The sequence below is a fragment of the Sulfitobacter sp. 1A13496 genome (assembly GCF_043557225.1).
Classification (GTDB): domain Bacteria; phylum Pseudomonadota; class Alphaproteobacteria; order Rhodobacterales; family Rhodobacteraceae; genus Sulfitobacter; species Sulfitobacter faviae.
The window spans coordinates 71,494-84,099 of the sequence record NZ_JBIFFP010000004.1 but is presented as its reverse complement, the minus strand read 5'-3'; the positions used below and the strand labels follow the sequence as shown (position 1 = coordinate 84,099).

Annotated in this window: 9 protein-coding genes; 1 reads left to right on the top strand and 8 read right to left on the bottom strand. The window is 61.5% G+C overall.

The features are described 5' to 3' along the window. Positions 1–101 precede the first annotated feature (101 nt). Positions 102–662, top strand: coding sequence for a type 1 glutamine amidotransferase domain-containing protein (locus tag ACGYLX_RS10955; protein WP_168612822.1), 561 nt, complete (start codon positions 102–104; stop codon positions 660–662). Between the two features lie 50 nt (positions 663–712). Here ACGYLX_RS10955 and ACGYLX_RS10950 read toward each other — a convergent pair whose 3' ends face one another. The 8 genes from ACGYLX_RS10950 to ACGYLX_RS10915 form a co-directional block, all read right to left on the bottom strand. Beyond that, positions 713–1,816 carry a CaiB/BaiF CoA-transferase family protein gene (locus ACGYLX_RS10950; RefSeq protein WP_168612821.1) on the bottom strand — a complete coding sequence of 368 codons (1,104 nt, stop codon included), beginning with the start codon at positions 1,814–1,816 and terminating at the stop codon, positions 713–715. Further along, on the bottom strand, positions 1,813–2,784 hold the full coding sequence (locus ACGYLX_RS10945) for a C45 family autoproteolytic acyltransferase/hydolase (RefSeq protein ID WP_168612820.1): 972 nt from the start codon (positions 2,782–2,784) through the stop codon (positions 1,813–1,815). The genes ACGYLX_RS10950 and ACGYLX_RS10945 overlap by 4 nt, the downstream gene beginning before the upstream one ends. Positions 2,785–2,801: 17 nt before the next feature. After that, the gene (locus ACGYLX_RS10940) at positions 2,802–4,259 is read right to left on the bottom strand and encodes a biotin carboxylase (protein ID WP_168612819.1); all 1,458 of its coding nucleotides are present in this window, start codon (positions 4,257–4,259) and stop codon (positions 2,802–2,804) included. A 17-nt stretch (positions 4,260–4,276) separates the two neighbouring features. Then, positions 4,277–7,012, bottom strand: coding sequence for an aminotransferase class I/II-fold pyridoxal phosphate-dependent enzyme (locus tag ACGYLX_RS10935; protein ID WP_394409350.1), 2,736 nt, complete (start codon positions 7,010–7,012; stop codon positions 4,277–4,279). 66 nt (positions 7,013–7,078) lie between these two features. Then, positions 7,079–8,161: a carbon-nitrogen hydrolase family protein gene (locus ACGYLX_RS10930; protein WP_136720276.1), complete on the bottom strand. Its 1,083-nt coding sequence runs from the start codon at positions 8,159–8,161 to the stop codon at positions 7,079–7,081. A gap of 67 nt (positions 8,162–8,228) precedes the next feature. Continuing rightward, entirely contained in the window at positions 8,229–8,660 is a 432-nt protein-coding gene (locus ACGYLX_RS10925) for a universal stress protein (RefSeq protein WP_168612609.1), read from the bottom strand. Positions 8,661–8,672: 12 nt separating this feature from the next. After that, on the bottom strand, positions 8,673–11,426 hold the full coding sequence (locus ACGYLX_RS10920) for a TRAP transporter permease (RefSeq protein WP_168612608.1): 2,754 nt from the start codon (positions 11,424–11,426) through the stop codon (positions 8,673–8,675). A 101-nt stretch (positions 11,427–11,527) separates the two neighbouring features. Then, positions 11,528–12,487: a TAXI family TRAP transporter solute-binding subunit gene (locus tag ACGYLX_RS10915; RefSeq protein ID WP_067268205.1), complete on the bottom strand. Its 960-nt coding sequence runs from the start codon at positions 12,485–12,487 to the stop codon at positions 11,528–11,530. Between the last annotated feature and the right edge of the window lie 119 nt (positions 12,488–12,606).

Sequence of the window (12,606 nt, the reverse complement as noted above, 5' to 3'; positions counted from 1 at the left end):
TGGCGCATCTGCACCGGCGGATCATCGCCCTCGCGCGAATGTGAGGGGAACAGGCGGCTATGCAGACCGTTGGTCTAGCAGAAATGCCAAAGGAGAAAGCAATGACTGATATCACCAATGCAAAGATCCTGATCCTCGCCACCAATGGCTTTGAGCAGTCCGAACTGGAAAAACCCCTGAACGATCTGCGCGACCGCGGCGCCACCGTCCATGTGGCCACGCCCGACGGCAATGAGATCAAGGGTTGGGACGAAGATGACTGGGGCAACACCGTGCCCGCAGACCTCGCCCTTCAGGACGTGAATGTCGACGACTACCAAGGCATCGTGCTGCCCGGTGGCCAGATCAACCCCGACCTGCTGCGCGCCAACGAAGACGCGGTGGCTTTGATCCGCAAGTTCCACGACAGCGGCAAGACCGTCGCCGCCATCTGCCACGCCCCGTGGCTGCTGATCGAGGCGGGCATCATCAAGGACCGCAAGGCGACTTCCTTCTCCTCCATCGCGACGGATGTAAAGAATGCCGGTGCGCATTACGAAGACAGCGAAGTGGTGGCCGACCAAGGCATCGTGACCAGCCGCTCGCCCGAGGATCTCGACGCTTTCGTCGCCAAGATCGTCGAGGAAATCGAAGAGGGCAAACACGACCGCAAAGCGGCCTGAGCCTTGCCTCTGTGACAGGATTTACCCCCGGTCCTGTGGCCGGGGGTTTTTCATGCGCGGTCGCGCGGCAAGCCAAGTTCGGCCAGCACCGCATCGGTATCCGCGCCGATGGCCCGTGGGGGGCTGGGCATCTGCGGCGCGGCACCGTCAAACCGCGGCGCTTGGCCTGATTGCAACACGCCATTCGCCCTCACCACATTGCCCCGCGCCGCCATCTGCGGATGATCCGGCGCTTCGGAAAGGCTGAGCACCGGGGCCACGCAGGCATCAGAGCCGTCGAAATGCGCCGCCCAGTCGTCCCGGGCGCGGGTGGCAAAAATCGCGGTGAACTCAGCAATCCGTTCGTCCCATGTCGTCCTGTCATTCTGGCTCTCGGCAAGCTCCGCAGGCAGGCCCAACTTCTCTAACAAGATCGCGTAGAACTGCGACTCCAATGCCCCGACCGAGATGAACTTCCCATCCGCACAGGTGTAGCAACGGTAAAATGGCGCGGCCCCGTCAAGCCAATTGGCGGCACGCTCTTCGGTCCATGCGCCTTGGGCCAGCATGCCATGGATCAGCCCCATCATCGCAGGCACCCCATCGACCATCGCGGCGTCGACGACTTGGCCCTTGCCGGTCACCCCGCGTTCGATGACGGCAGCAAGGATGCCGAACAGCAAGAACATCGTCCCGCCGCCGTAATCCGCCACCATGTTCAGGGGCGGCACCGGGGGCGCGTCGGCATGGCCCATGGCATGAAGTGCCCCTGTTAGAGCCAGATAATTGATGTCATGCCCCGCCGTCTGTGCCCACGGGCCGGTCTGGCCCCAGCCGGTCATTCGGCCATAGATCAGGGCCTCAGGGCAGTCGTCGGGGCCAAGGCCCAAACGTTCCATCACGCCGGGGCGGAACCCTTCGATCAGCACATCGGCAGAGGCGATCAGCGCCTTCGCCGCGGCGATCCCTTCGGCGGTTTTCAGGTTCAACACCACCGACCGCTTGCCGCGCCGGTTGATGTCCGACGGGTCCGCCGGGGCGGCTTTGCGGTCAACCGTGATGACAACCGCGCCTAGATCGGCCAGCAGTTGCCCGGCCAGCGGCGCGGGGCCAAGGCCGGAAAACTCCACCACCCTGAGCGAGGACAGCGGCCCTTTGCGCGCCGCCCCGCTCATGCCGCCCCCGGCACCAAGACCTGCCGCGCCCCTTCGGTGAAATCCGACAGTGACAGCGCCCATGTCGTGCCGGGCCAGCGCAACTCCATCTCGCGTTTGCGCGGACGGTAGACGGCGGTGTAAAGCGTGCCGAACCCGGCGTTGAAGGCCGTGGAATAAAGCGGCGGCTTGAGGAACGCCCCGATGAACTTCTCCTCCGGGTCGCGGTGCAGACGCAGACGTTGCAACAGGTAGCGCTCACGCTCGACCGTGGCGGTAAAGCGGGCGTGGCTGATCCACTCCACATTCTCTTGATGGTTGGTCGCCACCGCGGCGCGGGTGATGACAGCGGGGCGATCGGGGGCCATCATGGCTGTCAGGTAATTGCGCTTTCGGTCCAGCACGGTGACATTGTAGCTCATATGCGTAGGCACCCGCGCCAGCACCTTGCCCGCCTCCTGCGCGGTTTCGCAGGTCTGCAAGACATAGCGCAGGATCAGCGGCACGCCGAAGCCTTCGCCCACCACACGTCGCCCGCCAAAGGTGAGCGAGATCGACAGCCCTGCATCATTCACCCCGTCGACCAGCCCCCAAAGCCCGTCGGAGGTGCCCATGACCTGCCGCCCCTGCCAACCGGTGCGCAGCACCATCGCGTCGAATGCATTGGGATTATAGTCATAGTTGCGCACCATGACCGGCTCTTTCCCCGCCCAGATCGCCTGCGAACAGGCCGACAGATAGGGCGGCGGACAATAGAAGCTAAGGAAGCGCGCAGCGTGATCGCCGCCCCCTGCAAGACTGCAAAGCTGGTCATAAAGCGGCAGCATCTCGGGCATATGCTGGGCCAGCGCACGGCGGCATTGGGCATAGGTCGGGCGCGCGGCCTCCCCTTCCTTCAACCACCATGCGTGATAATCAGGCCAATAGGCCGCGAAGAGACCGGCCCATTTCGGGCCGGGCTGGTCTTCGGACAATGCGCGCCAGTACATCGCGGCCTTTCAACTCGTTACAGGATCTTGAACGCCGGATCAGAAAGCTCTGGACCGGCAGAGGCGGTGGGCAAGGGTTTGCCATCCACGCTGCGTTTGATCCCATGAATCCACTTTTTCGCGCGTTCGTTCAACTGGAAAGACTTGGTCATCGACCGACCCCGCGTCACGAGGATGCCGATATCCGCGCCCTCGTAACGATAATCACCCGGTTGCAGGATGCGCAGGAAGAAGGCTTCGTTCTCGCTCTCGACCGCGCGGCGGTGATAGTCGAAACGGTCAAACACCACGCTGCCGTCTTCCTTCATCTTGTAAATCCCGGTCTCGGGCGCTTCGGTGCAGATGTCGACACTGTCTTCGGTGTGTTTGATGACCATCTGGCTCCAACCGTCGATATTGTCCGGATCGGCCCAGCGGGCGTTCAACTCATCCACGTCGAGGGTGAACTTCTTGCGGCTGAACTCCAGCAGGTGGAACAGGAACAGCGGCGCATCGGCATGGGCAAAGGCCGCGTGGTTGGTCATGGAACTCGCCCCGGTGATGCGCGGGTTCAACTCCCCCAACCACAGGTCGCCGGTCTTCTTGTCGATCAGGAAGTCGAGCTCGAAATAGCCGCGATAGCCTTCTTTGCGCAGCTGCTCGCCGAACTTGAAGGTCAGATCGCGCGCCTTCTCACGAACCTTGGGCGGGAAGGCGGTGGCGAGGATCTCGTTGCCGCACCAGCCACCGCGGTAGGGGGTCAATTCCTTGAAGCCGACCAGTTCGGTCATCAGCGGGCCGACGATGGTGCCTTCCTTGGTGGCGCAGGCTTCGATCGCGGCGCCACGGCAGTCGATCCTCTTCATAATCTTAATCTCACCTTCGCCGATAATCTCGCTCTCATGGCGGCGGAAATCGGCCTCGGACTTGATGAAGAAGGTCGTGTGCCCGCTGTCGCCATAGGCCGATTGTAGCACGAGGTCATGGCCCAGATCGGCCTTCTCGCAGATCTCGCGGAGGTGGTCGTAGCTTTTCACCTCGCTCAGCGTGTTGGGCACCGAAGGCACGCCGGCCTTGTTGCCGATGCGCACAGTCTCAATCTTGTTGTCCATCGACTGGCGCAGTTTCGCCTTGGGGAACCAGACCTCGGCGCCCAGCTCTTTGCTCAGGCGCTCGGTCTCTTCGTCGAACATCAGGAAGACGAACTTGGGCTTGCCCCCGCGGCGATTGATGAAGTCGATGACCTCCTTGTGCTGCAGCAGGTAGTTGTTGATGTCCTCGATGCTCTGGAACTCCGCATGGGGCTGTTCCGAGGGGCAAAAGACGTTGGGATGCTTGCCGCCGTAGCAGTCGATATAGCAGATGTATTTGAAATTTTTCACCCACTCATCGAGGCCCAGCAGATTGAAGTTGGTGGCCGAGATGAAATAGACTGGGTCCTCGTTTCGGTGAAAGAACCGGCGGATTTCGGAGATATTCTTGAGAATTTTTGCCATGTCGTAGGTCCTTTTGGTCAAACGGGTGAAGAAGAAAGGTCTTTGCGGCGCACGCGTTTCAATGCCTCCGCGGTAAAGACGCGCAGGCCCAGATCGGGCCGGTATCCGTGGATCTCGCTGACATCGAGCGCGCGCATGAAGTCGAGAATTTCCTGACTGACGACCTGTCCGGGTACGAGGATCGGAAAGCCGGGCGGATAGGGGATGATGAAACTGGCCGAGACCACCGTTTCGCCCGCGTCCATCACCTCTTGCAAGGATCCGTTCAGGTCGAGGTAGTCACAATTCTTCTCATCATAGGCGAGGAAGAAGGGCGTGCGTATGTCGCCCTCGGGCGTGTCGGCGGCGCGGAAGGCTTCGTGGAAGCAACTGAAATCCGGCAGCGGCGGGTAGTTCTCCATCAGATTGGTGACGCGGCGGTCGAAAGATAGCCGCTCCATCCGGCTGGCATCGTCGAGCAGATCGTCGAGCGATTTGGCGATCTCGACCAGTACCTCAATCAGATAGGCGACCGAAGAGCGCGTGGTGCCGATGTTGGTCATGAACAGCACGGTATTGCGCGAGGTCTTGTTGATCTGGATGCCGTATTTGTCCATCAAGATCTGGGTCTTGAAGGTATCGCCATCCCAGCCCGTGCCGCCCACCGCGAGGGTCACGCGGGTCGCGTCGAGCACGAATTCATCCTGCTCCCAGCAATCCCACATGTCGGTCCAGCCCTGCTCAACGTCATAGTAGCTGGTGACGCCGCTTTCGCGGTGCTGTTCGGGGATCATGTCCCCGGCGGAGAGCACTTTGAAATACTTGCGTAAGAGGGGGTGTTCGCTGATCGCGCGACGCATCGACATCGCCGCTTCGACCTGTCGCTGGACAAACTCGAACCCTTCGAGTTCGACCTGACGCCGCCCCACGTCGAGCGAGGCGATGATCTGATAGTTCGGAGAGGTCGACGTATGGGTCATATAGGCTTCGTGAAAGCTCTGCTCGACCTCGCCTTTGAAGTCCTGATCGTTGACGTGGATCATCGAGCCCTGCCGCAGCGAGGTCAGCGTCTTGTGGGTCGATTGCGTGGCATAGGCCCGTACCCGCGCCTGCGGCGGGGGGATCAGCCGGGTGTTGAGCAGGGTCTCATCATCCGCGTCCTTCAGGGTCTTTTGCTGGGCCTCATAGGCGGCGGCATGGGCCTCGGACTTGAACTTCGCCCGCAGGGTATTGGCCGCGTTCATCGCGGTGCGTTGGCGATATGTGGGACTAAACCGGGCGAAAGCGAACCATGCCTCGTCCCAAAGGAAGATGAGGTCGGGCTTGATTGCCAGACATTCCTCCATCACCCGCTCGACGTTATAGACCAGCCCGTCGAAGGTGCAGTTGGTCAGCAAGAGCATCCGCACCCGGTCGAGTTTGCCCGCCGCCTTCAGCTCCAAGAGCCGCTCCTTGATCTCGCGCAGCGGCACCGCGCCGTACATCGAGTATTCGTTAAGCGGATAGCTGTCGAGGTAGCTGACCTGCGCGCCTGCCAGCACCATGCCGTAGTGGTGGCTCTTGTGGCAGTCGCGGTCGACCAGCACGATGTCGCCGGGCCGCACCAGTGCCTGCACCACGATCTTGTTGCAGGTCGACGTGCCGTTGGTGGCGAAAAACGTCTGTTTAGAGCCGAAGGCGCGGCTAGCCAGTTCCTGCGCCTCTTTGATCGGTCCATGTGGCTCTAGCAGGCTGTCGAGCCCGCCCGAGGTGGCGGAAGTCTCTGCAAGGAAGATATTCGGCCCGTAGAACGCCCCCATGTCCTGAATCCAGTGACTGCGGGTGATCGACTTGCCACGGCTGATCGGCATGGCGTGGAAGACGCCGGTGGGCTGTTTGGAATATTCCACCAGCGCGGTGAAGAAGGGCGACTTGTTACGCGCCTGCACCCCACGCAGGATGTTGAGGTGCAGCTCCATGAAGTCTTCTTGATTGTAGAAGACCCGCCGACAAATCCCCAGATCGAGCCCGGCGATATCCTCGACCGAGCGTTCGGTGACCAGATAGGCATCAAGCTCGGGCCGGACCTTGGCGATCATGCGGCAAAGCTCTGGGCCATAGCTCTCGGGTTGAAGTGCGTCGATCTCATCCTGCCCCCCTGCGCGGGCGAGGTAGCGGGTCAGGATCTGTTGATCGACTTTCGATTTCAACGTGAGCCCGGGGCGGACGACGATGGCTTGGATGTTATGGTTGAACATCACCGCGATCAGCGCGTCTTCAAGGCTGGGCACCACGACGGCTTCGTAGATGAACGGGTCTTCGGTCCGGCGCATGCGGGTGACATTGCTGCGCAGCCAGCGTTCCTGCTGTTCATTCACATTGTCGACGATCAGCACTTCGAAATAGGGTTTCGCCAGCGCCCGCGCCTCGGGCGGCAACATCGCCTCGTCGTCATGCTCGTCCTGATCCAGACTGTCGCGTTCCAACGGGATGGTGCGGCGCCGGTAAGCGCCGGTGGTCAGCGCCCGGGTTACCCGGTTCACGGCAAAGGCCAGATCCTCGTAATTGCCATGGGCGAACTGCCGGCGCATGTGGTCAAAGGCGGACATGCCCGGAAAGGCCCAATAGGGCTCAATCAGGGCCAGTGACTCAAACAGCGCCTCAATTTCCTTGCGCCCCTGCGCCGCGTTCTTGCCTTTCGGATCGCGCGACATGGCGGCGGCGGCGGCGCGCAGTGCGCTCCACCGATCCGACCGCAGTTGAATGGCCGAGGAATAGTCGTTCATAGAATGCATCAGTCGTCCTCTGCTGGAGGGCCGACCGATGCGTCAGGTAGCGCTTTGTGCGAACCTAACCCCGGCCTAGCCGCTGGTATTGTCGTTCTGCCCGGGCGTGTCGGGCGTTGTCTGTGGGTCGGGCGTGCCCGCAGCCGGGGCCACGGGCGCCGGTGTCTGGGCCACCTCGGGCGCCGTCCCGGCGGTGGGGCTGGCAAGCGGCTCAGGCGGGAAACCGTTCTTGCCCTTATAGGTCGGGATTTCGGCAGGCACCTGCTGGGCGGGCACATCGACATGCAGCCCCGCGCGGCTGCCCTGTTGCGGGATTTCAAGCGGGCCAAGGGTGTGCAGGAAGGCATCCGCGCCGCTGTCACGGTCATAGACCGGGAAGTCTGTCGGGCGGTCGCGGAAGGATTTGAGCAGTTGGCCCAGCCCCTTCATCCCCGTCTCACGCTGACGGCGCACCATGTTGAGGTCGATCTCAATCGGGAACATATCCTCTTGCCCCGCTGATTGGTGCAGCACCATCGAAGTCGGGTCGACCACGCAGGAGCGGCCCACGCCCCCGGCGCCAAGGCCATTCACGTCGAAGATATAGCACTGGAACTGCGCCGCCGTGGCGCGCGCGATGGCAAGTTCCGCATCGCGGTCGGTGGTGCCGGTCAGCACCGGGTGCAGCAGCACCTCGACCCCTTGCGAGGTCAACTGCCGCGTCGTTTCGGGGAACCACATGTCATAGCAGATCGACAGGCCAAAGCGGCCCACATCTGGCACATCGAAAATACAGAATTCATTGCCCGCCGCGATCCCGGCCTCATAGGGCCGGAAGGGGAACATCTTGGCATAGCGGCGCACCACCTCGCCTTCGGGGTTGATGACGACCGAGGTGTTATATACGCGGCCATCCTCGGGATGCTTGAGGAACATCGAACCGGGGATCAGCCAGACCCGATGCCGCCGCGCGGCGGCCTGAAACTGTTCGATCGTCTCATTCTCGGGCGGCAGGGCAAACCGGTCAAGCGGGCCGAAAGGTGCCAGTTCGGAGAACAGCACCATCTGTGTCCAAGGGAAACGCGCCATCAGAATGTCGAGCCGCTGGATCATGCCCTCGACATTGGGCTGCAAGGCATTGACGTACATCTGCACGCCGGCAATCGCGAAAGGGGTCATGCGTGAATACTCCGAACTACGCGGCGCAATGGACCATTTCCTTGCCTATCTCCGCGACGCACGTGTCTTACGCCCTCACGACCAGAACGGAAACAGGGGAACGACGCACAATGCGGTCGGCGTTGGAGCCGACGAGGAATTCGCGCAGGCTGTCGGGGTGCTCCGACCCCATGACCACCAGATCGGCGTTTGATTTCTTTATCGTTTTCAGCGCCTCACGGTGGATCTTGCCGAATTTCAGATGCTGCTTCACCTTTACGTCATCAGACACCTCACGCTCGACCAGCTGTTCAAGCGCCTTAGCCGCGCGGCCCGTGGCCTGTTTCTCGTAATCCGCGGGAAAGAACCCTTCGACCAGCGGTGTGCCCATGTCCGGCACGACCGAGAGGATATGCAGCGTGCCTTTGGAGAGGCGGATCATATCAATCGCCTGCGGCAACGCCTTTTCCCATGATTTCGGGTCGCTCAGATCAACGGTCAGCAGGATGTTATCGAACATGATGCGCCCTCCTCAGGCTGTCGCGGGCTTACGGGGGGCCTGCGCGGCACGGCCCCGTTGCAAGAACACCACCAGCGCCAGAAGTAGCAGGGCGGGGATGAACATCCAGTACTTGCTGGGTTGTGGCATCGGTTTTAGCACCCGCAGCACCTCTTGATCCCAATCAAGGCCCGCGCCCTGCGCCGGGCTGTCGTAGAGGACATCGTCGATGATCATCTTGTCGCCATCCTCGCGGAACATCAGACCCGCGGCCTCCAGCTTCTCGGCCCCTGTCTCGCCCTCGCCAATAGGCAGCAGCGCCACGAACTCCAGCGGATCGCCCAGATCGTTCACGCCTGAGATGCGCAGCCGCAGCCGTTCGCCCGCCGGCGTTTCCTCAGCCGCCTGCACGATCTCGGTCGGGGCTTCCTCGCTATAGGGGGGATAGATCATGTCCATCCAAAAGCCCGGGCGGAACAGGGTAAAGGCGATAAGCAGCAGCGCGATGGTTTCATAGAAACGGTTGCGGGCCAGAAAGAAGCCTTGGGTCGCCGCCGCGAAAAGCAGCATGGCCACGGTGGCCACCACAAAGATGAACAGCCCCTGCCCCCATGTGACCCCGATCAGCAGCAATTCGGTGTTGAAGATAAACAGAAACGGCAGCGCCGCGGTGCGCAGGGAGTAGAAGAAGGCGACAAGCCCAGTGCGGATCGGATCACCGCCCGAAACGGCGGCGGCGGCAAAGCTTGCCAGTCCCACCGGCGGGGTCACATCGGCCATGATGCCGAAGTAGAAGACGAAGAGATGCACCGCGATCAGCGGCACGATCAGCCCGTTCTGCTGGCCCAGCGTCACGATCACCGGCGCCAGCAGCGCCGAGACGACGATATAGTTCGCCGTGGTGGGCAGCCCCATGCCAAGGATCAGCGACAGCACCGCGGTCAGGAACAGGATGGCAAGGATATTGCCGCCCGAAAGCACTTCGACCACATCCGCCAGCGCCGAGCCGACACCGGTTTGGCTGACCGCGCCGACGATGATGCCCGCCGTGGCGGTGGCGATGCCGATACCGATCATGTTGCGCGCGCCGGTGACCAGACCGTCGATCAGGTCAAGGAACCCGGCTTTGACATCATTCAGGAACTGGCTCTCACCCCGGAACATCGCCATCAGCGGGCGCTGTGTCAGCAGGATGAAGATCATATAGGCCGCCGCCCAAAAGGCCGAGAGGCCGGGCGACAGGCGGTCGACCATCAGCGCCCAAACCAACACCACGACCGGCAGGATGAAATGCAGACCGGAACGCGCAGTGGGCCCCGGCATCGGCAGGGTCGTCACCTCGGCGTTGGGGTCTTCCATCTCAAGCGGTTCTTCCTTGCTCGCCACATAAAGTAGGCCGACATAGACCGCCGTGAGGAAGACAAAGATGATATAGCCCGCCGTTTCGGGGAAGGCCGGGCGGATCCAGCCCATCAGATAGTAAACCGCGAAGGACAGCGCGCAGATCGCGATGATTGCAAAGGCGATGCCGATAAGCTGCTGCACCAGCGGCTTGGGCGTATAGGCACGCGGCAGCCCCTGCATCCCGGCTTTCATCGCCTCAAGATGCACGATGTAGACCAGCGCGATGTAAGAGATCACCGCAGGCAGGAAGGCGTGTTTGACCACGTCGAAATAGGGAATGCCGACATATTCGACCATAAGGAAGGCCGCAGCCCCCATGACGGGCGGCATAATCTGCCCGTTGACCGACGAAGCCACCTCGACCGCGCCAGCCTTCTCGGAGTTGAAGCCCACTTTCTTCATCAGCGGGATGGTGAAGGTGCCCGTGGTCACCACGTTGGCGATGGATGAGCCCGAGATCAGGCCGGTCATCGCCGAGGCCACGACCGCAGCCTTCGCCGGGCCGCCGCGCATGTGGCCCATGAGGCTGAAGGCGACCTGAATGAAGTAGTTGCCCGCACCCGCACGGTCCAACAGCGAGCCGAAGAGCACAAAGAGGAAGACGAAGGAGGTCGACACGCCAAGCGCGATGCCAAAGACACCTTCGGTCGTGATCCACTGGTGGTTCACGATCTCCGAAAGGCTGTTGCCCTTATGCGCGATGATGCTGGGCATATAGGGGCCAAGCACGGTGTAGAAGAGAAAGACGCTCGCCACGATCATCAGCGCGGGCCCAAGGGCGCGGCGGGTGGCTTCGAGCAGGATCAACAGGCCGGTCACCCCCGCGATATAATCCGGCAGGATCGGCGCGCCGACGCGGTTGGCGATGTCACGGTAAAAGATAAAGAGGTAGAGCGCGCAGAATGTACCGACGATGGCCAAGGCCCATTCCCAGATCGGAACGCGGTTCTTGGGCGAGCCGAGGAGTACTGTGGCAATAACGAAGAGCGCGGGGATCGGGATCCACCAGATGGCGGTCGAGTCCTTGGTGCTCACCATAAAGAGCGCGGCAAGAACGATGGGCACGATGACGCCAAGCGCCACCTGAAAACTCGTGCGCGTGGCTGGAAACACCATGATGCCAAGGAACACGGCAAAGCCAAGGTGAATGGAGCGGGCCAGCGTATCGTTGAAAAGACCAATGGGCGACGCGATGTAGAGCTGAAACAGGGACCAAGCCAGCGCGACGAGCAGCAGCAATGTGCCCATCAAACCACCGACCGAACGCCCACCCGTATCAGAAGAAGCGACAAGTTCGTCCAGTTCCGCCTGGCTCAACCCCCCCCGGTCACCGGTCGCGGCGGTTTCGACAGCCGCCGCCTTTTGCTGGTCCTTCTCAGACATATCGTCCCCCTGTCGGCTCCACCTTGGGGCGGATGCGCATATTGTTTTTCGGGCCTCTGACGGCAGCGTACCGCCGCCAGAGCTATCATGTCACGGATAGATTACTCGAGCCAACCTTGCTCTTTGTAATACTTCTCGGCACCGGGGTGCAGCGGCGCGGAAAGACCGCCCGAGATCATTTCCTCTTGGGTCAGGTTCTCAAAGGCAGGGTGCAGTCGCTTGAAACGGTCGAAGTTGTCAAAGACTGCCTTGACCACCTGATAGACGACTTCGTCGTCAACATCGGCGGAGGTCACAAAGGTGGCTTTCACGCCGAAGGTTTTCACGTCTTCGTCGGTGCCCTTATACATGCCGCCCGGCACGGTGGCCTCGGCATAATAGGGATTGTCGTCGATCAGACCTTGGATCGCGTCACCGTCCACGGGGATCAGCTTGGCATCAACGGTCGACACGGCTTCTTGGATCGAACCGTTGGGGTGGCCCACGGTGTAGATGATCGCATCCACCTTGTTGTCGCCCAGAGCGGCGGCTTGCTCGGCCGGTTTCAGCTCGGATGCCAGTGCGAAATCGTCCAGCGTCCAGCCTTTGGCGTCCATCACGACTTCCATGGTGGCGCGCTGACCGGAACCGGGGTTGCCGATGTTGACGCGCTTGCCTTTGAGGTCGTCGAAGGACTCGATGCCGCTGTCGGCACGGGCGATGACGTTGAAGGGCTCACCATGCACGGAGAAGACCGCGCGCAGGTTGTCGAACTTGTCACCCTCGAACTGGGAGGAGCCGTTGTAGGCGTGGAACTGCCAGTCGGACTGGGCCACGCCCATGTCCATGTCGCCCGCTTTGATCGCGTTGATGTTGGCGATCGACCCACCGGTTGAGGGGGCGGTGCATTTCAGGTTGTGATCCGCTGTGCCGCGGTTCACCAGACGGCAGATCGACTGACCGACGACAAAGTAAACGCCCGTCTGGCCACCAGTGCCGATGGTGATGAACTTTTCCTGAGCCATGGCCGCAGTGCCGGCCACCATGGCACCGGTCATCGCGAGCATTTTGAACATTTTCATAAGATGTCTCCCATTGTTATAATTGGCGGACCACCCTTTAGGCGGACACCATTGCATGCACAAGTAGAGCGCCGCAGCCTTCAGGCAATTGACTGGGCTGGGAAATTCTTCACACACCA

Excerpts from the sequence above, each read along its gene's own strand:
- ACGYLX_RS10945 (WP_168612820.1), bottom strand. The coding sequence starts at position 2,784 with ATGTACTGGCGCGCATTGTCCGAAGACCAGCCCGGCCCGAAATGGGCC.
- ACGYLX_RS10955 (WP_168612822.1), top strand. The coding sequence starts at position 102 with ATGACTGATATCACCAATGCAAAGATCCTGATCCTCGCCACCAATGGC.
- ACGYLX_RS10915 (WP_067268205.1), bottom strand. The coding sequence starts at position 12,487 with ATGAAAATGTTCAAAATGCTCGCGATGACCGGTGCCATGGTGGCCGGC.
- ACGYLX_RS10925 (WP_168612609.1), bottom strand. The coding sequence starts at position 8,660 with ATGTTCGATAACATCCTGCTGACCGTTGATCTGAGCGACCCGAAATCA.
- ACGYLX_RS10920 (WP_168612608.1), bottom strand. The coding sequence starts at position 11,426 with ATGTCTGAGAAGGACCAGCAAAAGGCGGCGGCTGTCGAAACCGCCGCG.
- ACGYLX_RS10935 (WP_394409350.1), bottom strand. The coding sequence starts at position 7,012 with ATGCATTCTATGAACGACTATTCCTCGGCCATTCAACTGCGGTCGGAT.
- ACGYLX_RS10940 (WP_168612819.1), bottom strand. The coding sequence starts at position 4,259 with ATGGCAAAAATTCTCAAGAATATCTCCGAAATCCGCCGGTTCTTTCAC.
- ACGYLX_RS10950 (WP_168612821.1), bottom strand. The coding sequence starts at position 1,816 with ATGAGCGGGGCGGCGCGCAAAGGGCCGCTGTCCTCGCTCAGGGTGGTG.
- ACGYLX_RS10930 (WP_136720276.1), bottom strand. The coding sequence starts at position 8,161 with ATGACCCCTTTCGCGATTGCCGGCGTGCAGATGTACGTCAATGCCTTG.